General features: G+C 63.5%; 19 protein-coding genes and 2 pseudogenes. 11 read left to right on the top strand and 10 right to left on the bottom strand.

The features are described 5' to 3' along the window. Window positions 1-499: pseudogene (locus tag VA602_RS04500) on the bottom strand (RND transporter); the annotation flags it as partial. A 180-nt stretch (window positions 500-679) separates the two neighbouring features. Here VA602_RS04500 and VA602_RS04505 point away from each other — a divergent pair. Beyond that, window positions 680-1,627, top strand: coding sequence for a LysR family transcriptional regulator (locus VA602_RS04505; protein ID WP_054894897.1), 948 nt, complete (start codon window positions 680-682; stop codon window positions 1,625-1,627). Window positions 1,628-1,741: 114 nt separating this feature from the next. Next, window positions 1,742-2,716: a 2-hydroxyacid dehydrogenase gene (locus VA602_RS04510; protein WP_054894896.1), complete on the top strand. Its 975-nt coding sequence runs from the start codon at window positions 1,742-1,744 to the stop codon at window positions 2,714-2,716. A 134-nt stretch (window positions 2,717-2,850) separates the two neighbouring features. On the opposite strand, the gene VA602_RS04515 is transcribed toward VA602_RS04510, so the two are convergent. The 4 genes from VA602_RS04515 to VA602_RS04530 all read right to left on the bottom strand — a co-directional run bounded on the left by VA602_RS04515 (window position 2,851) and on the right by VA602_RS04530 (window position 6,670). Continuing rightward, window positions 2,851-3,789 (bottom strand): glycosyltransferase family 2 protein, encoded by a 939-nt coding sequence (locus VA602_RS04515; RefSeq protein ID WP_063546050.1) that lies wholly within the window; start codon window positions 3,787-3,789, stop codon window positions 2,851-2,853. Next, window positions 3,786-4,172 carry a GtrA family protein gene (locus VA602_RS04520; RefSeq protein ID WP_323452594.1) on the bottom strand — a complete coding sequence of 129 codons (387 nt, stop codon included), beginning with the start codon at window positions 4,170-4,172 and terminating at the stop codon, window positions 3,786-3,788. Before VA602_RS04520 ends, VA602_RS04515 begins: the two co-directional genes overlap by 4 nt. Further along, on the bottom strand, window positions 4,169-5,680 hold the full coding sequence (locus VA602_RS04525; RefSeq protein WP_323452595.1) for a glucosyltransferase domain-containing protein: 1,512 nt from the start codon (window positions 5,678-5,680) through the stop codon (window positions 4,169-4,171). The genes VA602_RS04520 and VA602_RS04525 overlap by 4 nt, the downstream gene beginning before the upstream one ends. A gap of 84 nt (window positions 5,681-5,764) precedes the next feature. Further along, complete coding sequence (locus VA602_RS04530) at window positions 5,765-6,670, bottom strand: DMT family transporter (RefSeq protein ID WP_323452596.1); 906 nt, start codon at window positions 6,668-6,670, stop codon at window positions 5,765-5,767. Between the two features lie 196 nt (window positions 6,671-6,866). Between VA602_RS04530 and VA602_RS04535 the strand changes: the two genes are divergently transcribed. Then, window positions 6,867-7,760 carry an AraC family transcriptional regulator gene (locus VA602_RS04535; RefSeq protein WP_323452597.1) on the top strand — a complete coding sequence of 298 codons (894 nt, stop codon included), beginning with the start codon at window positions 6,867-6,869 and terminating at the stop codon, window positions 7,758-7,760. Window positions 7,761-7,870: 110 nt separating this feature from the next. Next, entirely contained in the window at window positions 7,871-8,320 is a 450-nt protein-coding gene (locus VA602_RS04540; RefSeq protein ID WP_323452598.1) for a hypothetical protein, read from the top strand. A 60-nt stretch (window positions 8,321-8,380) separates the two neighbouring features. Here VA602_RS04540 and VA602_RS04545 read toward each other — a convergent pair whose 3' ends face one another. From VA602_RS04545 to VA602_RS04560, 4 genes are all read right to left on the bottom strand, one after another. Continuing rightward, a complete protein-coding gene (locus tag VA602_RS04545; RefSeq protein ID WP_200603857.1) occupies window positions 8,381-10,774 on the bottom strand; it encodes a TonB-dependent siderophore receptor in 2,394 nt (797 codons plus the stop codon). A gap of 204 nt (window positions 10,775-10,978) precedes the next feature. After that, complete coding sequence (locus tag VA602_RS04550) at window positions 10,979-12,562, bottom strand: peptide chain release factor 3 (protein ID WP_054892572.1); 1,584 nt, start codon at window positions 12,560-12,562, stop codon at window positions 10,979-10,981. Between the two features lie 106 nt (window positions 12,563-12,668). After that, the gene (locus VA602_RS04555; protein ID WP_323452599.1) at window positions 12,669-13,031 is read right to left on the bottom strand and encodes a helix-turn-helix domain-containing protein; all 363 of its coding nucleotides are present in this window, start codon (window positions 13,029-13,031) and stop codon (window positions 12,669-12,671) included. Beyond that, window positions 12,997-13,308 carry a type II toxin-antitoxin system RelE/ParE family toxin gene (locus tag VA602_RS04560; RefSeq protein ID WP_323452600.1) on the bottom strand — a complete coding sequence of 104 codons (312 nt, stop codon included), beginning with the start codon at window positions 13,306-13,308 and terminating at the stop codon, window positions 12,997-12,999. Before VA602_RS04560 ends, VA602_RS04555 begins: the two co-directional genes overlap by 35 nt. A 304-nt stretch (window positions 13,309-13,612) precedes the next feature. Between VA602_RS04560 and VA602_RS04565 the strand changes: the two genes are divergently transcribed. The 7 genes from VA602_RS04565 to VA602_RS04595 all read left to right on the top strand — a co-directional run bounded on the left by VA602_RS04565 (window position 13,613) and on the right by VA602_RS04595 (window position 21,278). Then, window positions 13,613-14,137 carry an RNA polymerase sigma factor gene (locus VA602_RS04565; RefSeq protein WP_323452601.1) on the top strand — a complete coding sequence of 175 codons (525 nt, stop codon included), beginning with the start codon at window positions 13,613-13,615 and terminating at the stop codon, window positions 14,135-14,137. Continuing rightward, window positions 14,134-14,973 carry a FecR family protein gene (locus VA602_RS04570; RefSeq protein WP_323452602.1) on the top strand — a complete coding sequence of 280 codons (840 nt, stop codon included), beginning with the start codon at window positions 14,134-14,136 and terminating at the stop codon, window positions 14,971-14,973. The genes VA602_RS04565 and VA602_RS04570 overlap by 4 nt, the downstream gene beginning before the upstream one ends. 122 nt (window positions 14,974-15,095) lie before the next feature. Further along, window positions 15,096-17,441: a TonB-dependent siderophore receptor gene (locus tag VA602_RS04575; protein WP_323452603.1), complete on the top strand. Its 2,346-nt coding sequence runs from the start codon at window positions 15,096-15,098 to the stop codon at window positions 17,439-17,441. A 394-nt stretch (window positions 17,442-17,835) separates the two neighbouring features. Beyond that, window positions 17,836-18,549, top strand: coding sequence for an ABC transporter permease (locus VA602_RS04580; protein ID WP_323452604.1), 714 nt, complete (start codon window positions 17,836-17,838; stop codon window positions 18,547-18,549). A 13-nt stretch (window positions 18,550-18,562) separates the two neighbouring features. Next, complete coding sequence (locus VA602_RS04585) at window positions 18,563-19,474, top strand: glycine betaine ABC transporter substrate-binding protein (protein ID WP_323452605.1); 912 nt, start codon at window positions 18,563-18,565, stop codon at window positions 19,472-19,474. Next, window positions 19,471-20,124, top strand: a complete 654-nt coding sequence (locus VA602_RS04590; RefSeq protein WP_054892569.1) for an ABC transporter permease — start codon at window positions 19,471-19,473, stop codon at window positions 20,122-20,124. Before VA602_RS04585 ends, VA602_RS04590 begins: the two co-directional genes overlap by 4 nt. After that, entirely contained in the window at window positions 20,121-21,278 is a 1,158-nt protein-coding gene (locus VA602_RS04595) for an osmoprotectant ABC transporter ATP-binding protein OsmV (RefSeq protein WP_112899114.1), read from the top strand. Before VA602_RS04590 ends, VA602_RS04595 begins: the two co-directional genes overlap by 4 nt. A gap of 303 nt (window positions 21,279-21,581) precedes the next feature. On the opposite strand, the pseudogene VA602_RS26955 reads toward VA602_RS04595, so the two are convergent. After that, a pseudogene (locus tag VA602_RS26955) lies at window positions 21,582-21,772 on the bottom strand (IS110 family transposase); the annotation flags it as partial.

Consider the following 21,772-nt stretch of genomic DNA (forward strand, 5'->3'; position numbering starts at 1 on the left):
CCTGGTCCAGCGCCTGCTCAGTGGCGTTGCGTTCACGGCCCCACAGGTCGAGGGCGTAGCTCAGGCCAATGGCGGCGTTGTTGTCCCAGGTATTGGCGCCGGACAGGGCGCCGGGGCCGTAGAACTGATCCTCCGGCCAGTTGTGGCGCTTGAGGGTCGCCTCGCCATTGGCCTGGAGGTGTTCCGCCGACTCGACCACACCGGCCAGGGCCCTGGCCTGGCGCACTCGCGCCGCGGCCATGGCCAGGCTCGGGCTACCGGCAACCGCGAGGTCCATCCAGCGATCGAGCTGGGGATCACCATAGGCGCGCCACCATTGCTGCGCAGGCCAATGGGCGTCGCGGTCGGCTTCGCGGATGGCAGTGTCGGTGGCGAGTTGGTTGGCTTGCAGCGTCTTGCTTTGCGGGGCGATGCCCCAGGTTCCGATACAGCCGCTCAAGGACAGGCTAAGGGCACAGGCACTGAGCGCTCGAAGCGCTCCGATGTTGCGACGCGGCACAGCTGCGATTTCCCGAGGAAGAGGTGAAGGGGCCGGGCAATTCTAGGGGCGGGTTTCATTGGCGATAAGCGCATATTCCTGCGAATCTTTGTTACCAAAACAGCGATAATCCGGCTTTGGTCGGACGTTCTTTTTCGTCACTTCATGTCACAATTTTGTCCTCTAGATCGAGAGTGACCCATGGACACCCTGCAAAACATGCGTGCTTTCAGTTGTGTAGCCCAGCTCGGCAGCTTCACCGCTGCCGCTGCGCAGCTGGATACGACCACCGCCAACGTGTCGCGAGCGGTCTCCAACCTGGAAGCCCATCTGCAAACCCGCTTGCTCAATCGCACCACACGGCGCATCGCCCTGACCGAAGCGGGCAAGCGCTACCTGATGCGCTGCGAACAGATCCTGACCTTCGTCGAGGAGGCCGAAGCCGAGGCCAGCGATGCCCACGCCCGCCCGGCCGGGCAGCTCAAAGTGCATTCGATGACCGGCGTCGGCCAGCATTTCGTGGTCGATGCCATCGCCCGCTACCGCGAAACGCACCCAGACGTCACATTCGACCTGACCATGGCCAACCGCGTGCCCGACCTGCTCGACGAGGGCTACGACGTGTCCATCGTGCTGGCCAGCGAGCTACCGGATTCGGGGTTCGTCTCCCAGCGCCTGGGCATCACCTACAGCATCGTCTGCGCCTCGCCCGACTACATCGCTCGCCACGGCATCGCACACAAGCCTGCCGACCTGCTCAAGCACCAGTGCCTGCGCATGGTCAGCCCGGTGATTCCGCTGGAAAAATGGTTGTTCGACGGCCCGGAAGGCCAGGAGATGGTCAACATCACCAGCTCGCCGTTCCAGGTGAACTCCGCCGACGCGATGAAGACCGCGATCCGCAGTGGCATGGGGGTGGGCGTGCTGCCGATCTACTCTGCCATCGACGGCCTGCGCGACGGCAGCCTGGTGCGGGTGATGCCCGACTATCGCCTGCAGGAGCTGAACCTGTACGCGATCTACCCGTCGCGCCAGTACCTGGATGCCAAGATCAAGACCTGGGTCGAGTACCTGCGCAACTCGCTGCCGGAAATCCTGGCGGCGCATGAAGCGGACCTGAAGACCCATGAATTGCTGATCGCCACCTGAAAAAGCTGCTGCACTGAAGGTGGGGACAATGGTAGGTTGCTAACCAATCGTTGATTCGCGGCGGCCTTTTCGCAAGGCCGCCATCGTCCCACCGCCTTGCAGAGAAGTAGCCCGATGAAAAAGACCGTCCTGGCCTTCAGCCGTATCACCCCGGCCATGGCCGAGCGCCTGCAGCACGACTTCAACGTGATCCTGCCCAATCCCAAGCTGGGCGACATCAATGCCCAGTTCAACGAAGCGCTGCCTGAGGCCCACGGCCTGATCGGCGTCGGCCGCAAGCTCGGCCGCGCGCAGCTCGAAGGTGCCGGCAAACTGGAGGTGGTGTCGAGCGTGTCGGTCGGTTACGACAACTACGACCTGGACTACTTCAACGAACGCGGCATCGCCCTGACCAACACTCCCGACGTGCTCACCGAAAGCACCGCCGACCTGGGCTTCTCGCTGATCATGGGTTGTGCCCGCCGTACCGCCGAGCTGGACGCCTGGACCAAGGCCGGCAATTGGCAGGCAACCGTAGGCCCGGCACATTTCGGTAGCGACGTGCACGGCAAGACCCTGGGCATCGTCGGCATGGGCAACATCGGCGCCGCCGTGGCACGCCGTGGTCGCCTGGGCTTCAACATGTCGATCCTGTATGCCGGCAACAGCCGCAAGAGCGCGCTGGAGCAGGAACTGGGCGCGCAGTTCCGCAGCCTGGAGCAGTTGCTGGCCGAGTCCGATTTCGTCTGCATCGTGGTGCCGTTGTCCGATGCCACCCGCAAGCTGATCGGCGCCCGTGAGCTGAAGCTGATGAAGCCGAGCGCCTTCCTGATCAACATCGCCCGCGGGCCGGTGGTGGACGAGGCGGCGCTGGTCGAGGCGCTGCAAGCTGGCACCATCCGTGGCGCAGGGCTGGATGTGTACGAGAAGGAGCCGCTGGCCGATTCTCCGCTGTTCAAGCTGCCCAACGCGCTAACCCTGCCGCACATCGGCTCGGCGACTGCCGAGACCCGCGATGCCATGGCCAACCGGGCAATGGAGAACCTGCGCGCAGCGTTGCTGGGCGAGCGACCGCGAGATCTGGTGAATCCGCAGGTGTGGAAGGGCTGAGCCTGGCCGCTGACTGTACCGGCCTCTTCGCGGGCAAGCCCGCTCCCACAGGTAACACCACCGTATTCAGAAGCTATGTGGGCTGTTGTGGGAGCGGGCTTGCCCGCGAAGAGGCCAGCACCCATCCAACAGGCTCACCGCGGCTGGCGCCGCCTGCCCAGCACCTTGCGCACCACATACCGCGGCCGGTGCTTGGTCTCCTGGTAGATCCGCCCGACATACTCGCCCAGTATCCCGATCCCGATCAGCTGCACCCCGCCCAGGAACAGGATCGCCGACAGCAACGACGGATACCCTGGCAGGTCGATCCCCCACAGTACCTTCTGCACGATCAGGTATACCGCGAATACCAGCGCGAACAGCGACACCCCCGCGCCGATGTAGGTCCACAACCGCAACGGCACGGTACTGAACGAGGTGATGCCGTCCAGCGCCAGGTTCCAAAGCCGCCAGAGGCCGAACTTGCTCTCCCCCGCCACCCGCGGCGGGCGGTCGTACTCGATGATCTCGGTGCGAAATCCTACCCACGACAACACGCCCTTCATGAACAACTGCTGCTCCGGCAACTGGCGGATCGCGGCGACCACCTTGCGGTCGAGCAGCCGAAAATCACCGACGTTCTCTTCGATATGAGTGGAGGCGATACGGTTGTGCAGCCGGTAATACAGGCGCGCACTCCAGCGCTTGAGCGGGGTGTCGGCATCGCGGCTGCGACGCTTGGCCAGGACCACGTCGGCGCCCTGCTGCCAACGCTCGACCATCTGCGCGATCAGTTCGATGGGATCCTGCAAGTCGACATCGATAGGCACCATGGCATCGCCATCGGCATATTCGAGCCCGGCGAACAGCGCCGACTCCTTGCCGAAGTTGCGCGAGAAGTTGATCACCGTGACCCATTCATCGCGTAGCGCAAGCTCGGCGCAGATCGCCTCGGTCTCGTCGCTGCTGCCGTCATTGACGAACAGGATCTCCACCGTCATGCCCTGCAACGACGGCTCGGCACGCACGGTGCGGTAGAAGTGTTCGAGGGTGTCCTGCTCGTTGTACACCGGCACGATGAGGGTGATATTCATGGCGTCCTCCGTCTGAAGACCACACTGCGCGAGTAGCTGTAACCCGCTACAAGGCTGACCGTGGAAAAGATCACGAGGGTCAGCCAGGGTGACAGGTGCGCCCAGTCGGAAAGCGCACCCACTGCCACACTCACTGTCCCCATGCCCAGCAGGAACAGCAAGTAGCGCCGCTTGCTGGGCCTGGCCGCGAAGGTGTAGCGGGCGTTGACGTAGTACGACAGGCTCGCCGCAACGGCAAACGCCAGCAGGTTGCTTGGCGCCTGGCGCAACCCCAGCAGCAGGTGCAGCAGGAAGAATACCGACCCGTGCGCCAGGGTGTTGCCCAACCCGACCAGCACATAGCGCCGCATCTGGCCCAACACCCCGCCCGCACCGGCGTTCAAGGCAACGTCCAGGGTTTGGGCTGCGGCTTGGTCACCACATAACCCTGGTCGCCGATGAGGTAGATGCTGTACAGGCGGTTGTCCACTAGCGGTGTGCCGCCGCGGGCCAGCAGGTCATCGGCGCGCCAGGTCGGTGCCGGGCTCTGGTTGGCGGTGCTGTTGATATAGAACTGGCCGATACCGACGCGCGCCATCATCTCCGGCAAGAGTACGAAGTCCGAACTGCGGATGAACTTGAGCAACGGTGCCCGGGCCTGCGCGCCAGCGGCAGCAGGCAACCAACCCTCGGCCTGGTTGCGTTCGAGCAGGTAGAAGGCGCGGGCCTTGTCCAGGGCGGGGTGGCTGAGGATGTCCTGACCGATGTACTGACCGATCGCCGCGAACTGCGCCTTCTGCGCCTCCAGCAGACGGCCATGGGCGTAGGCCAGCGCCAGCATCGACAACAGCGGCAGGCAGAGAATCAGCGCGCGATCAGGCGCGCCGTCACCCAGCCCGCGCCTGGCCAGGTAGAGCAGTAGCACCAGCACGCAGGCAAAGCCCATCAGGGTGCGTGCGCCATGAATGAAATAGTCGAATGCCAGCATCACGCCGCTGGTCATCACCACCAGCACCAGCACCGCCAGCAGCAGGCCGGTGACGCGCACGAGCAGGCCTGGCAGGCCGTGCTGCCGATGGATACCTCGACCATCGCGCCACAGCCCAGCGGCGGCCAGCAGCGCCAGCCCCACCGCGAGGACCAGGTTGCCGGGCGTCAGCAGCAGGGCGACATGCTCGAACGCCGTGCCCAGGCGCGTTATCACTTCGCCTGGCAGCGCAGCATCCACTGCCAGCATGGTCAAACGCTGCTCGGACATCCACGGCATCGCCACCAACAGATACACCAGCGCGCCCAACAGCATCTGCACCACACGCAAGGTCACCACCTTGCCCAGCCGGGCCAGCGGATCGCCGCGCAACAGGCCGCGCACCGCGTCGATGCAACACAAGCCGATGAATACATTCAGCGTCACCTGGTAGAAACCCAGGCCGCAGGCAATCAAGACGGTGCCGGCGAACAACCGGCGTGGATCGAGGCTCACCGCCAGGATCATCGCCGCCAGACCCAGTGCCATGGCGGGCCCGTCGTACTGGTATGACAGGTTCTGCAGGAAGAACGGGCTGTACCACAGCGGCAACACCACGAGCAGGTCGGTCGGGCGCGGCTGGCCGAAGTAGTGAATGGCCAGGCGCGCCAGGGCATAGGCCGCCACTGGCAGGCTCAACAGCAGCGGCAAGGGGAACAGGTTGATCGCCCCACCGGCGAAGCTCAGCCCTGCATGCAGCCACTGGGTGAGCAGGCGCCCTTCGGCGGTCCAGTTCCCCGTGGCGGTCTGCGCGCGCCAGACATCGTCGAGGTACATCGAGTCGGCGAGAATCAGCGGCAGCACATGCAGGGCAAGTGCGAGCAGGCAGAGCAGGTGCGCCTGGCGCGGTGTCAGGGGGCGGTTCCACGGCTGGGCTGTCGGCATGGCCTACCTTGCAGGATCAAGGGGTTTGGCCAAGTGTAGACAGCGCAGCGCCAGCGTCTTCTGCAACGGTGTCGGGCACAGGCCTCACTTCATGGCCAACGCTGCCTGGGTGGCCTTGGCAACCCGGGGCTTGCGAAACACCAGCACATTACCGGCCATCACGGCGACCAGCCCCAGCAATGCCGGTGCCGTCCACTGATAACCTTCGGCGAATGCCGACACGTTCAGCGCTACCAGCGGGAACAGCACCGTGCAATACGCGGCCCGCTCCGGGCCCATGCGCCCGACGAGGGTAAGGTAGGCGGTAAAGCCAATCACTGAACCTGGAATCACCAGGTACAGCAGCGAACCGATATAGCGGGTGTTCCACTCCATGGCGAAGGGCACGCCATTGACCAGGCAATACAACCCCAGCAGGGTCGCACCGTACACCATCCCCCAGGCGTTGGTGGTCATCGGCCTGAGGCCCGCTTTCTGTTGCAGGCTGGAAAGCATGTTGCCGGCCGAGAAGCACAGGGTACCCAGCAACGCGAGGCCCAGGCCGACCAGGGTTTCACGGCTGGCGGCGTGTCCGGACAGCTCGGGCCAGAACAGCAGGCCCAACCCCAGCAAGCCCATGGCGCCACCGCCCAGCACGTTGGCGGCGATCTTCTGGCCGAAGAAGATCCGCGCGTTGAGCGCGTTCCACAGGGTCGCGGTGGAGAACACCACGGCGATCAGGCCGCTGGCGATCCACTGGCTGGCGGTGAGGAAGCACATGAAGTTGACACAGAACAGGCAAAGCCCCTGGGCCAGGCAGATCAGGTGCCCACGCCGATTCATCGGTTGCAGGCGACGGGTCAGCAGCAGGACCGCGAACAGGATCAGACCGGCCAGGGCAAAGCGGTAGACGATCGATACCGGGATCTCGACCACACCCAATTGCAGCTTCAGGGCGATCCAGGTGGTGCCCCAGATCAGGACGGTAAGCAAATAGAGCGACAGATTCATGGGCGGGGTCCTTGGGGCTGGCGGCGGTCTGCGGAAGCGGCGGTGGCAGCGGGCTTGCCCGCGAAGAACCCACCGCCGCTCACGAAGTCTGTCCCCCTCGCCCCGCCCCGCGCTTGCACAAACTTGCGCTTTTCCGTCGGCAACCACTCCCCTTGCGCTCGTGCCGCAGTACGATAGCCCTCCAGAGGAATCGCCCATGTCGCCACTTCATCAGTTGCAAGTCTTTAACGCCATGCACAGCTCGCCCAACGCCCGCCTGGAAGCCAGCGCGCAAATGGGCGAGGGCCTGGCCGCAGCCCTGTGGCGCAACCGTGACGATGCGCGTGACTACCTCGCCCCCAGCCACCACACCCTGTCGTGCTACATCGCCGACGGCACCGGCACCTTCCGCCGCCAGCGCCCGGGCGACAAGGGCGCGCCGAACAAACTGTGCATCATGCCCGCCGGTCACGAGTCCAACTGGGTGGTCAACGGCACCATCCGCCTGGCGCACCTGTACATCAGCGAAGAACAGTTCGCCCTCGGCTGCATTCGCCTGCTCGACCGCGAGCCACGGGAAATGCAGCTGCACGAAGCCACCTTCCTCGACGACCCACAACAGGCCCTGCGCTTTCACCAACTGATCGGGCTTGACTGGAACGAACCTGCCGAGCGCCTGCTGGCCAGCAGCCTGGCCCACGCCATCATCGACCATGCCGTGCTGGGCCAGGCCGGCCTGCGCCAGGGCCTGCGGCTCAAGGGCGGGCTGGCGCCGCACCAGCGTCGGCATCTGGTGGACTACATCGAGGCCAATCTCGACCAGCCGCTTTCACTGAACGAACTGGCGCTGCGCTGCAATCTGTCCGAATACCACTTCGCCCGGATGTTCCGCGCAAGCTTCGGCCTGCCGCCACACCAGTACCTGCTGGCGCGCCGACTGCACCAGGCGTGCCGGTTGCTGCGCCAGGGCGACCTGCCGCTGGGGCAGGTGGCATTGCTGTGCGGGTTTGCCAGTGCCAGCCATTTCAGCAATCGCTTCAGGCAGGCGATGGGCGCAACGCCCGGGGAATATCGCGCTGCGTTGGGCAGAATAGAGCTTGCGAGCCGATAAACCTTCGCCAGGGTAGCTGATAATTCTGCTAGTTGTGGGCTCCTGATCAATTGCTTAGCTTCAGCAGGCACCTATCGCCCTTCACTGAATCTATCGCTCAGGAGTGGAACATGGACAAGATCACAAAACTACCCGACGCCTCTTATGGCTCAACTGCGCCGGATAGATCGCCAGAACCTCACTTTAACCTGAAGTGGTTTGGCTTCGAGAGCGAACATACGTACGAGACCTCGAATGCCAAGATTGATTATGAGTTCAGCGAAGGCTTCACTCAGATCATCGCGTATATGGATCCCCCGTTTGATCGAGTCGTTCTGAATGTTCCCAATGGTTCCAAAGATAGGAGTTACCCTTTTGTCACAGAGGATGAACATCAAGGCGGGAAAGTCGGCATCATCCCCGGAATCATCCTGGGAGGAACCGCCCTCCGTTCAATAAAAGGTGTTGTCGATCTGAACAACATCGACGGAAGGTGCATCGTCAGTTTCTCTGGAGGGGCAGACGGGTTCATCCTCAGAAAAGGGTATTTCAACTTCCCTTACCCGCGTGAACCACGTTGATGGCTGAGTATATTGAAAGCACTCTAGTTCGCCATTGAAGTAGAGTGCTGCTGACCTGCCTCAGAACTCCAACGTACTCGATACGCTCACCTGCCGTGCATCGCCAATGGCCACGAAGTACCGGTTCACCGCCGAGCTGTAGTACACCTTGTCGAACAGGTTCTTCACGTTCAACTGCAAACGCACCTTGTGCGCATCCAGCTTGGTCTCATAGCTGGCGAAGGCATCAGCCACGGTGTAGGCCGGCAGGTCGAAGTCGTTGGTCGGGTTACCTGCCCGCTCACCGACATAACGCGCACCGGCTCCCAAACGTAGACGATCACCACCGAACAGGCTGCCGTAGTCGTACACCGCCGACAGCGAGCCGGTGTGGCGCGCCACGTTCTGCAGGCGATTGCCCTTGAGGGCCGGGTCCTTGGTCACTTCGGCGTCGGTGAAGGCATAGCTGCCGATCAGGCTCCAGCGTTCGCTGAGCTGGCCGCTCAGGTCCAGTTCGACGCCACGCGAGCTGACTTCGCCGGCATTGCTGTACAGGGTTTCGCCGGTGCGGGTGTCGAAGTTGGCCACCAGGACATTGCGCTTGGTGATGTCGAACAGCGCCAAGGTGCCGGTGATCTGCCCGGGAATGTCGAGCTTGGCCCCCAGTTCCCAGGCCTTGCCCTCCTCCGGGGCGATGGAGGAATCGAGCACCAGCCCGCCGCTCAGCGGGGCGATGCTGGAGTTGGGCTTGAACGACTCACTGTAGCTGCCATAGAACGACAGTTGCTCGTCGACCTTGTAGACCAGCCCGGCATGCGGGGTCCAGGCGCGGTCGCTGGTGTCGGTGTTGGTGGTGAAGGGTCGGCCGCGACCGGCGAGCTGGTCGTACTGTTGCAGGCGCACACCGGCCACGGCGATCCAGTGCTCGTCCAGGTGCACGGCGTCCTGGAAGAACAGCGAGTCGGTGCGCAGCTTGTCGGTCTGGTCGCTGTCGCTGGCACGCACGGTGCTGCCTTCAGGCTCCTGGCCGTAGACCGGGTTGAGGTAGCTGAAGGTCGAGCGGCTGGCCTGGCGGATCAGGTCGGCGCGGTAGACCTTGCGGTCTTCATGGTCGAAGCCCAGCAGCAGGTCATGTTGCATCCCGCCCAGTTGCACATTGCCGTTCAGGCTCAGGGTGGCGAACTGGTCGCGGCTCATGGCGCCGTGAGTGCCGTCGATGCTGCGGGTCAGGGTGCCACGGGCGTCGTTGACGCCGGTCACCCGCACCTGGCTGGCGTCGTAGGTCTCACGGTTGAAGCTGTAGCCAAAGTGCAGTTTCCAGTCGTCCGCCAACTGGTGATCGACCTCAAGGCGATACAGGTCCGAGCGGCCTTCCATGTCGTTGAACGGCTCGTCCAGGCGGCGAGTGGCCGGGATGTCCAGCGGGTGATTGGTGCGGTTGCTGATCGCCGTGCCACGGTCGAACGGATACAGGAACTCGCGGTGCTCGTAGGCCAGCAGCACCTGGGTGTCTTCGCCAAACCAGGCCAGCGACGGCGCCACCAGCGACTCGCGGTGCACGCCGTAGTTGCGCCAGTAGTCTTCATCTTCATGATCGACGATCAGGCGATAGGCCAGGTTGCTGTCGCCCAGTGCACCGGTGCTGTCGAAGCTGCCACCGCTGCCATTCTTGCCGCTGCCGTAGGTCGAGCCGCGCAGGGTCAGGGCGTTGTATTGCTCGAGCTGCGGGCGCTTGCTGACCACGTTGATGACCCCGCCCGGATCCTGGATACCGTACAGCAGCGACGCCGGCCCCTTGAGCACTTCAACGCGCTCGGTGGTGGCGTTGAGGCTGCGACCCTGCACGATCGGCATGCCGTCGCGCATGATCGAACCATCGCGGTTGTCGCCAAAGCCGCGCTTCATCACCGTGTCGGAGGTGCCGCCAAAGTTGTTGCCCTGGGTGATACCGCTGACGTTGGCCAGGGCATCGTCGAGGTTGCGCGGCGCCTGGTCGCGCAGCACCTGGGCCGGAACCACGTTGATGGCGTGGGGCGTTTCCAGGTTCGTCCCCTGGCCGCGCATGATCGAGGGGCTGGCCGGTGGCTGGTAGCTGAAGCTGTCCATCTGCGAGGTCACGGTGGTGGCTTGCAGGTTCAAGGCGCCGGACGTGTCGAGAGGTTCCAGGGTCAGGGTGCGCGCATCGACGCGGCGCCAGGCCAGCCCGGATTGGCCAAGCAGTTGCTGCAAGGCCTGCTCGGCGCTGAACGAGCCGTTGAGCGCTGGCGCCTGCTGGCTGGGGAGCTCGAAGGTGTACACCACGCTTTGCCCGGTAGTGCGGCTGAAGGCGTTGAGGGCCTGGGCCAGTGGTTGGCCGGGCTGGGCGAAGGTATACACCTGAACCTGCTCGGCGGCGCGAGCCAGGGGTGTCAGCGCCACTGCGGACAGGGCGCAGAGACCGAACCAGAGAGGGACGCAACGCGGGGTGAACTTCATGGACGCTGACCTGTGAGAGACCGGATTTATTGCGAATGAATCGCACTTTCACTCACTACACGGATGCCGCGCCGGGTTACCTCACCCCCCCGTGAAAAAAAATTGCGCACACCACCCCGATAACGGCAAAAGGCCGCTTCCGGGTATCACGCGCCCATCGGCGCATTACCCGGAAGCGGCCTTGTGCCGCAATCTTGCAGGGGATCAGTGGTGTTCGCGGGTCGCGCGGAACTGCACGTCAGGCCAGCGCTCTTCCATCAGCGACAGGTTGACCCGGGTCGGTGCCAGGTAGGTCAGGTGGCCACCGCCATCGATGGCGAGGTTCTCCATGGCCTTGTTCTGGAATTCCTCGAGTTTCTTCTTGTCGTCGCAGGCAATCCAGCGTGCCGACCAGACGGTGATCGGCTCGTAGGCACACTCGACCTTGTACTCTTCCTTCAAGCGGCTGGCGACCACATCGAACTGCAGCACACCGACCGCACCGAGGATGATGTCGTTGCTGCGCTCGGGGAAGAACACCTGGGTCGCGCCCTCCTCGGCCAACTGCTGCAGACCCTGGCGCAGCTGCTTGGATTTCAGCGGGTCTTTAAGGCGCACACGACGGAACAGTTCCGGGGCGAAGTGCGGGATACCGGTGAAGCCCAGCGCTTCGCCTTCGCTGAAGGTGTCGCCGATCTGGATCGTGCCGTGGTTGTGCAGGCCGATGATGTCGCCGGCATATGCCTCTTCGAGCTGTTCACGCTCGGAAGAGAAGAAGGTCAGCGCATCGCCGATGCGCAGGTCCTTGCCCAGGCGCACATGGCGCATCTTCATGCCCTTCTCGTACTTGCCCGAGCAGATACGCATGAAGGCGATACGGTCGCGGTGCTTGGGGTCCATGTTCGCCTGGATCTTGAACACGAAACCGGTGAACTTCTCTTCCACCGGCTCCACGGTGCGCTCGTGCGCCACCCGTGCCAGCGGGCGCGGTGCCCAGTCGACGACGGCATCGAGCACATGGTCGACACCGAAGTTGCCCAGGGCGGTCCCGAAGAACACAGGCGTGAGCTGGCCGTTGATGAACTCGTCCTGGTTGAACTCGTGGCAGGCGCCCTGCACCAGCTCCAGTTGCTCGACGAAGCCATCGTACTGGTCGCCCAGATGGGCGCGGGCCTCATCGGAATCCAGCTTCTGGATGATCTTGGCTTCGGTGCGCTCGTGGCCGTGGCCCGGGGTGTAGACGATGATGTAGTCACCGGTGAGGTGGTACACGCCCTTGAAGTCGCGGTAGCAACCGATCGGCCAGGTGATCGGCGCGGCCTTGATCTTCAGTACCGCTTCGATTTCGTCGAGCAGTTCGATCGGGTCGCGGATGTCACGGTCGAGTTTGTTGATAAAGCTGACGATGGGCGTGTCGCGCAGGCGGCACACGTCCATCAGGGCGATGGTACGCGGTTCTACACCCTTACCGCCGTCCAGCACCATCAGCGCCGAGTCCACGGCGGTCAGGGTGCGGTAGGTATCTTCGGAGAAGTCTTCGTGGCCGGGGGTGTCGAGCAGGTTGATCATGTGCTCGCGGTACGGGAACTGCATCACCGAGGTGGTGATGGAGATGCCACGCTGCTTCTCCATTTCCATCCAGTCGGAGGTGGCATGGCGGTCGGACTTGCGCGACTTCACGGTCCCCGCGACGGAGATTGCCTTGCCCATCAGCAGGAGCTTCTCGGTGATGGTGGTTTTACCGGCGTCGGGGTGGGAAATGATTGCGAAAGTGCGGCGCTTCGCGACTTCGGCGGCCTGGTTGGTCATGGGAAATCGCCTGACTGGGGATCGAAAAATGGGGCGATATCATACCTGAACTCGGGCGCCAGGCCAAAGTGCCTGGTGGCGAGCCAGCGCGGCACCAGCCCGTGGCTCAGTGCCCGATGTCCTCTGCCAGCCCCTTGATCGTGATGGGTGGCCGCCCCGGCAGATGGGCGACGAGCTCCAGCCTGCCTCCCATGGCTTGCAGATAGGTTCGCAAGGTTGAAATCAGCATATCGCTACGGTTTTCCATCTTGGAAACATTGCCCTGGCGAACGTCAAGACGCTCCGCCAAGCCTTCCTGAGTGATTTCAAGCTGTCTGCGCAATGCCCGAAGGGTCATTTCCTCATCGAGCAACTCACCTGCACGCGTTGCGACTTTGTCCCTGCGTTGGGGAGAAAGACCCGCCATTACGTCATCAAGTGTCTTGTACATACCTTCACCCTCTGCACAGATGTCGATCAAACCGCTCATCAGCCCGATCAATCAGCGTTCGGTAGAACCTGCGCTCACTCACACCTGCCTTGTCGCCGGCCACCAGCAGTAGGCCGCAGCGGGCAGGGTCAAACGCGAATGCCACCCGCCATACACCATCATTGGCATTGAATCGAAGCTCTTTCATGTTCGAATACCTTGAGCCACTCAAGGTATCCACGCGAGGACGCCCTAGCGCAGGGCCGTAGCAAGCGAGGAGATGAAGCTGCGCCAGAAGCTCATCCTGAACTTCCTGGGCCAATGCCTCGAACTCCACGACGAACTCCGGGCACATGCGTATGGGCCACACCAAAAATACCTCTCAAGGAATATTCCTTCAAGCGATTATTACAATCTTCGAGGGAGCAAATGCTGCGCCCTCCAGCGTCCGTTCGATAGAAGATGCATCTGCGTCAAGAGGTAGGATTTCTCCGCATGGTCCGTACGCAGAAGCACAGAATTGGACACCACAGGCCCACGACCTTTACGCACTACCGCATCAAGCATCGACGCCGGGACACCTATGAATAGAAAGAATTCTCATTTATATTCTCGATCGCCCCAGCATCCTTCGGTGCACCATGTCCTGCGACCCGACCAAACCTTCGCTGCTCAGCACGCTGGTTCGTCATTACGACGAGCTGGTCGACCATGTGCGTCGGCGTTTCGGCGATCGCGGTTTCGCCCGCGAGGTGGTGCACGATGTCTGCGTGCAGTTGCTGGAGAAACGCGACAAACCCGAGGCCCACAGCCCGTTGGCGTTGCTGCGCAAGATTTCCCATGATCAGGCGGTAACCCGCTATCGCAGCGACCGTCGACGCCAGGCGTGGCTGGTCGAGCGGCCCGCCCTGCCGGACGCTGTCAGCCTGGCACCTGCGCCTGCGCAGCAATACGAAGCCGCACGTGAACTGGACCTGCTGGTCGAGGCCATCGGACAATTGCCCGAGCGTTGCCAGATGGCCTTCGTGATGCACAAGATCCACGATATTCCCCAGGCTGAGGTGGCGCTGCGCATGGGCATTTCACTGAAGACCGTGGAAAAGCACCTGCGCCTGGGCCTTGCGGCCTGCCGCGCACACCTCGACTACCCGCAGGACGGTCAATGACCTCGAAAGGCCCCACCGAACGCCCGCAGTCGGCTGAAGACGACGCCCTTGCCCGCCATCGCGAAGCGCTGCGCGCCCATTTCCCGCTGCCCGAACCCAAGCCACGCAAGGCGTCGAAAACACGGGTCGGCAGCGCCCTGGCAGTCATCCTCGCCGCTGGCGTGATCTGGCTCGACCCGGCGTACCGGCACGAACAACATGTCAGTGCCGTCGGTGAGCGACAGATGGTCGAGCTGGCCGACGGCAGCCGGGTGCAACTCGACAGCGACACCCGCCTCAATGTGAGCTGGCACCTGCGTTCGCGACGGGTCGAGCTAAGCACGGGGCAGGCGTTGTTCGATGTCAGCAAGGCGTGGGTCCGGCCGTTCCGGGTCGAGGCCGGCGACACCCGGATCAGCGTGCTGGGCACCCAGTTCAATGTGTTGCGCCAGGATGGCGGCGCCCGTGTTGCACTGCTGCGTGGCAGCGTCGACATCTACTCCAGCCAACTGCCTGCACAGCAGGTGCGCCTGAAACCAGGTGAACAGGTCGACGTGCGCCAGGGGCGCTTGCAACCGGTAGCGCGCGCCGACGTCGATAGCGTCCTGGCCTGGCGCGAGCGACGCCTGGTGTTTGCCCGTACGCCGCTGGGCGAGGTGCTGGCGCACGTGCAGCGCTACCGCCAGGGCCACATCCAGCTCCAGGATCCGAGCCTGGCCGACCTGCCGATCACCGGAGTGTTCGATGCCGACAAGGCCGACGAACTGCTCGACTTGCTGCCCAGGATTCTGCCTCTGAACCTGGCGCGGGCTGCAGATGGCAGCGTAAGCATCACGCGCAGGGCGACAAAACGCTGAACCGGTCCGGGCTGCTGTTAAGCGGCCCGCCAGTCGCAAAAAAAATATCACTGCCAAGGTAGGGTTCCAGCGCACTGGCGGCGGCTATCAGACAAGCCCTTATCGTCCAAGAGTCCTCCGCCATGACACACCCGCTGAAAAACGCCCTGCGCCTGCCGCTCTCGGCCTTGGCCACCGGCCTGCTCCTGTCCTTCGCGGCCCAGGCGCAAGAGGCCGTCGACCTCGACCTGCCGGGCGGCAGCCTGGAACTGGCACTCAATGCCCTGGCCCGGCAAACCGGTGTCCAGATCCTGTTCGCCAGCGACCAGGTGGGCAACCGCACCACGCCAGCGCTCAAGGGTCGCTACAGTGCCGAACAAGCCATGCATCGCCTGCTCGACAGCCGCGGACTGCATGTACAGGTCCAGGATGAACGCACCTTCGTGGTCGTTGCCCAGGATACCTCCGCCGCTCCCCCGCCAGCGCCTGCCGAACCGCTGGCCGTGGACGCCACGGTGATCCAGGGCGATGTCCTCGGCAGCGCCAGCGACGCAGACGTACGCAGCTACGCCGGCAGTCGCACGGTGATCGGCAGCCAGCAATTGCACAAAGCCAGTGTGCGTGGGGTCGACGAGGCCCTGCAGCGGGTACCAGGTGTAAAGATCTTCGATGAGACCGGCACCGGAGCCCTGCCGCAGATTGCCGTGCGCGGGCTGTACGAGAGCCGCAGTGGCCGGGTGCAGGCCTTGTCCGATGGCATTCCCATCGCCCTGGCGCCCTATGGCCAGACTGGCCTGTCGCTGTTTCCGGTGACCCAGGCCAGCGTCGATCGCATCGACATCGTGCGCGGCGGCGCGGCCGTGCAGTACGGCCCGAACAACGTCGGCGGCGTGGTCAACTTCATCAGCAAGCCAATCCCGCGCAAATGGCGCACCACCCTGCAGGAACGCACCACCTTCAACGCCGGCGGGCGCCAACTGTGGGATACCTACGTCGGCACCGGCGGCTACCTGACCGACAATTTCGGCCTGCAACTGGACCTCAATACCCTCAGCGGCCAGGCCGGCCGCGAGCACTCCGACACCGATATCCAGAACTACCGCCTGCGCGGACAATGGAATATCGACGAGGACCGAGACCTGAGCTTCGGCATCCAGCACTACAAGGCCGACATGGATCTGGCTGGCGCGCTGAGCGTACGCGACTACAAGGACGACTCGCGCCAGTCGACCCGCCCGCTGGATCGGTTCGAAGGCGATACCGACCGCATCTGGGGCACCTACACCCAGCAGCTCGGGGCCATCGGCCCGTTCGATGCAGTGGCCTTCAGCTGGACCCACTTCGCCCACCAGAGCTACCGCAACTTCGTCGTCGGCCTGCCCTTCACCCCCGACGGCCAGGCCGCTACCAAGCAGGACGGCCCCCGCGATTTCAAGGTGTGGGGCAGCGAGCCACGGCTGAGCATGAGCATCGATGGCGATCAACTCAGCCAGACCTGGCTGCTGGGTGCGCGCTACGTCAAGGAGGACATCGACTACAAGGTCAACCGACAGAGCCTGGCCAGTGGTGCCACCGTGCCGTTCCGCGACTGGCAGTTCGACGACACGGCCAAGGCGTTCTACCTGAGCAACGCCATCGGCCTGCTCGACAACCGCCTGACCATCACCCCCGGTGTGCGGTACGAAAATGCGCAGATGCAGTACGACGACGGCATCACCGGCTTTCGCAACGAAAACAAATCGATGGAATGGCTGCCTGGCCTGACTGTTGGCTTCCAGGCCAGCGACGCCTGGTATGTCTATGCCAATGCACAGAAATCGCTGCGTCCGCCGCAAGTCACGCAAATCGTCAAGGAAGGACAGGTCGGTGCGGAGCTGGCCTGGAACTACGAAACTGGCGTGCGCTACACCCCATGGGAGGGCCTGCGCATCGACGCCGGGCTGTACCGCATCGATTTCGATGACCAGATTATCTACAACGCCACCACCGACCGTTTCGACAACATCGGCAGCACCCGCCACCAAGGCATCGAAAGCGAAGTGTTCTGGACCCCGGACAGCCTGCCCGACCTCGACCTGCACGCAAGCTACGCCTACCTCGACGCCAAGCAGCGCAATGGCGCGTTCAAGGGCAACGAGGTGCCGTTCGCCTCGCGCAACCAGTTCAGCGTCGACGGCCGCTACCGCTTCGCCGAGCACTGGACCTACAGCCTCGACGGCCTCTACGTCAGCAGTGCCTACACCGATGCTGCCAACTCCCGCGACGAGGATGCCAGCGCCTCGGTCGGCAAGCTGCCGGCCTATTGGCTGTGGAACACGACCATCGAGCGGCAGTTCAAGCTGCAGGACGACAGCGTACTGACCGCTTCGGCAGGGATCAGCAACCTGTTCGACCGCGAGTATTACTTCCGCGGAATCGACACCAGCCCATGGGGGCGCCAGCCTGCGCCACGGCGGTCGCTGACCTTGGGGGTCAACTACCAGTTCTGACACTGGACTCTTCGCGGGCAAGCCCGCGAAGACGCCCGGCCATTCACGACAAATTCACACCCTTGCAAAAAAAACCGTCAGCGCAGTGTTTTCAACGCCTGCAGCGCGACAAATCGCATTTTTCACGCGCCTTTATCCTGCTTGGCCAGTGATTAACACTGGCCAAATGCCGCATCAGATGGGAACCTTTACGCCCTCGGAGACGTCCACTCCCCTGCAACCCGCTTCGGTTGGGGACTGGTTTCATCAGCATTCTCGGGCCCGACGGGGTTCGGCTCATGGCCTGATCGCAGCCTACGGTTGCCTCACGCTGCTACTCGCGAACACACCACCCGCCTCCCGCACGGGCCGGCTACGAAGAAGTGTGTCCGCCGACGACATAAGGAGTCCACCTGTGGCGAAACGCTACGGAAAAGGGCTGATGGGATGGGCCGCCGCGCTCGTCATCCTGGCCCTGCTGATCCACTGGATCGGCACTGATACGATCGCGCGCTACCGCGACGATCTTGGGTTCTACCTGCAAGCGCACCTGGTACTGGTGTTGGCTTCGATGGCGGCGGCGCTGGCCGTGGGCATCCCCGCCGGCATTGCGCTCAGTCGACCGCACCGGGTCGACAAAGCCGAGCGCTTCATGCAGTTCTTCAACGTTGGCAACACCATTCCCCCCCTGGCCGTTCTGGCCATTGCCCTGAGCATTCTGGGCATCGGCGCAGGCCCTGCGATCTTCGCGTTGTTCCTCGCCTCCCTGCTGCCCATCGTGCGCAACACCTACGAGGGCCTGAAAAACGTCCCCGCCTCGCTCAAGGAAGCCGCCACCGGCATCGGCATGACCCCGCGCCAGCAACTCTGGCAGGTGGAGCTGCCTAACGCCGTGCCGATCATCGTCGGCGGCGTGCGCGTGGCCCTGGCGTTGAATGTGGGCACCGCACCACTGGCGTTTCTGATCGGCGCCAACAGCCTTGGCAGCCTGATCTTCCCCGGCATCGCCCTGAACAACCAGCCACAGCTGCTGCTGGGCGCCGCCTGCACGGCGCTCCTGGCCCTGGTACTGGATGCCCTGGTGAGCTTCTCCAGCAAGCGCTGGCTGGAACGCGGCCTGGCCGGATAACAAGAGGGAACCCATGAAAAAGACAATCGCCTTGCTGCTGGGCGCGGCACTGCTATGCGCAGGTTTTGCCCAAGCTGCAGAAAAACCCCTGGTGCGCATCGGCGCGCGGGTGTTCACCGAGCAGACCGTGCTCGCCGAAATCACTGCCCAGTACCTGCGTGCCAACGGCTTCCAGGTCCGAGTCACCGGCGGGTTGGGCAGCAGCCTGGCGCGCCAGGCCCACGAAACCGGGCAGCTCGACCTGATGTGGGAGTACACCGGGGTATCGCTGGTCTCCTACAACCACATCGAGGAGCGCATGCCCAGCGCCGAAGCGACCTACAACAAGGTCAAGGCCCTGGATGCGAAGAAGGACCTGGTCTGGCTGACCCCTTCCAAGTTCAGCAACACCTACGCCCTGGCCCTGCCACGCAAGGTCGCCGAAGCCTACCCGCAGGTCACCAGCATCAGCCAGTTGAACCAGGTGCTGCAGGACGAACAGGCGCGCAAGCACCTGGTGGCGCTGGATACCGAGTTCGCCAATCGCCCCGACGGTCTCGATGGCCTGCAGGCGATGTACGGCATGCAACTGGGGCGCGCCAACATCCGCCAGATGGATGCGGGCCTGGTCTACACCGCCCTGCGCAACAACCAAGTGTTCGCCGGCCTGGTCTACACCACCGACGGCCGCCTCAGCGCCTTCGACCTCAAGCTGCTGGATGACGACAAGCACTACTTCCCCGACTACACCGCAGCACCGGTGGTGCGCAAGGCCGTGCTCGACGCCCATCCACAACTGGCCGACCTGCTCAAGCCTCTGGCCGAGACGCTCGACGACGAGACCATGCGCCAGCTCAATGCCAAGGTCGATGTCGAGCACCAGAGCCCGTCCAGCGTGGCCGCCGCTTTCCTGCGTGAACATGCCTTCAGCGAGGTCGCGCGATGAACCTGATCGATACCTTCGCCCATCTCGACTGGGCCCTGGTCCTGCAACTGACCGGGCAACACATCATGCTGGTCGGCATCGCCGTCAGCCTGGCCATCGTCATCGGCGTGCCGCTGGGCATCCTGATGACCCGCTTCCCGGTACTGGCCGGCCCGCTGCAAGCCAGCGCCACGGTATTGCTGACCATCCCGTCGATCGCCCTGTTCGGCCTGCTGCTGCCGTTCTACAGCAAGTTCGGCCAGGGCCTCGGCCCGCTGCCGGCGATCACGGCGGTGTTCCTTTATTCGCTGCTGCCGATCCTGCGCAACACCTACCTGGCCCTGACCAACGTCGAGCCTGGCATCCGCGAAGCGGCACGCGGCATCGGCATGACCTTCGGCCAGCGCCTGCGCATGGTCGAGCTGCCCATCGCCGTACCTGTGATCCTCGCCGGCGTGCGCACCGCCGTGGTGATGAACATCGGCGTGATGACCATCGCCGCGACCATCGGTGCCGGTGGCCTGGGTGTGCTCATTCTCACCTCCATCAGCCGCAGCGACATGTCGATGCTGCTGGTCGGCGCCGTGCTGGTCAGCCTGCTGGCGATCATCGCCGACCTGCTCCTGCAAACCCTGCAACGTGCCCTGACTCCAGAAGGACTGCGCTCATGATCGAACTCAAGAACCTCAGCAAGACCTTCAACGTCAACGGCAAGGACGTCAAAGCCGTCGACTCGGTCAGCCTCACCGTCAACGAAGGCGAAATCTGCGTGTTCCTCGGCCCTTCCGGCTGCGGCAAGAGCACCACGCTGAAGATGATCAATCGCCTGATCACCCCGACCTCCGGCCAGGTGTTCATCAATGGTGAGGACACCACCGGCCTTGACGAAGTGACCCTGCGCCGGCACATCGGCTACGTGATCCAGCAGATCGGCCTGTTCCCCAACATGACCATCGAGGAGAACATCACCGTGGTGCCGCGCCTGCTCGGCTGGGACAAGCAGCGCTGCCATGACCGCGCCCGCGAGCTGATGAGCATGATCAAGCTCGAACCCAAGCAGTATCTCCAGCGCTACCCGCGCGAACTGTCGGGTGGCCAGCAGCAGCGCATCGGCGTGATCCGCGCACTGGCGGCCGAGGCCCCGGTGCTGTTGATGGACGAGCCGTTCGGCGCGGTAGACCCGATCAACCGCGAGATGATCCAGAACGAGTTCTTCGAGATGCAGCGGGCGCTGAACAAGACCGTGATCATGGTCAGCCACGACATCGACGAGGCCATCAAGCTGGGCGACAAGATCGCCATCTTCCGCGCAGGCAAGCTGCTGCAACTGGACCACCCGGACACCCTGCTGGCGCACCCGGTGGACGACTTCGTCAGCAACTTCGTCGGCCAGGACAGCACCCTCAAGCGCCTGCTGCTGGTGCGCGCAGAAGATGCCGCGGACAACGCGCCGTCGGTCAGCCCGGAAACGCCGGTGAGCGAGGCGCTGGAGTTGCTCGACGAGCATGACCGTCGCTACGTGGTAGTCACCGATGCGGCGAACAAGGCGATGGGGTATGTGCGCCGGCGCGACATGCACCGCCAGCAAGGAACCTGTGGGGACTTCCTGCGATCGTTCAATGCCACCGCATCCCATGACGAGCACCTGCGCATCCTGTTGTCGCGCATGTACGAGTTCAATCGGGCCTGGTTGCCGGTGCTGGATGCCGAGCAGGTGTTTCTCGGCGAGGTGACCCAGGAGTCCATTGCGGCCTACCTGAGTTCCGGGCGCTCGCGCGGAGCCAAGACCAGCATCGTGTCGCCTGCCGAGGCGGTGGCCCTCTAGATTGCCGGGGGCGCTTTGCGCCCCGGCAATGTCGAAGCAAATCCTGGATAGGTAGTGTTTGTACCGGCCTATTCGCGGGCAAGCCCGCTCCTACAGGGATTGCGCTGGACCCTGTGGGAGCAACTGTCTTGCTCAAAATCTAAAGACCAGCCCAATCCCCTGTGGGAGCGGGCTTGTCCCGCGAACACGGGCGTAGCCCGTGCCAGGCAGCGCGGTGTCTTTTTCGCGGGTAAACCCGCTCCCACACGTACGGCGTTCGAATTTACGCCGGTGTTGCGCTCTTGCATTGAGGCAAGTCCACATCCTGCCAGGGGTACCCGTTCTTAGCATCGCATTGAGTCGCACGATGAAAATTCTCATGCAGGCCACAATCGCGACCTTGGCTGCCTTGCCCCTTTCACGCAGTGCTTGGTACTTCGCCTTGAGCGAGGGGTTTTGCCTTACGGCCACCAAACACGACATATACAACGCGCACCTTATCCCGAAACGGCCTC

It is taken from the genome of Pseudomonas machongensis (assembly GCF_034961125.1).
GTDB lineage: Bacteria > Pseudomonadota > Gammaproteobacteria > Pseudomonadales > Pseudomonadaceae > Aquipseudomonas > Aquipseudomonas machongensis.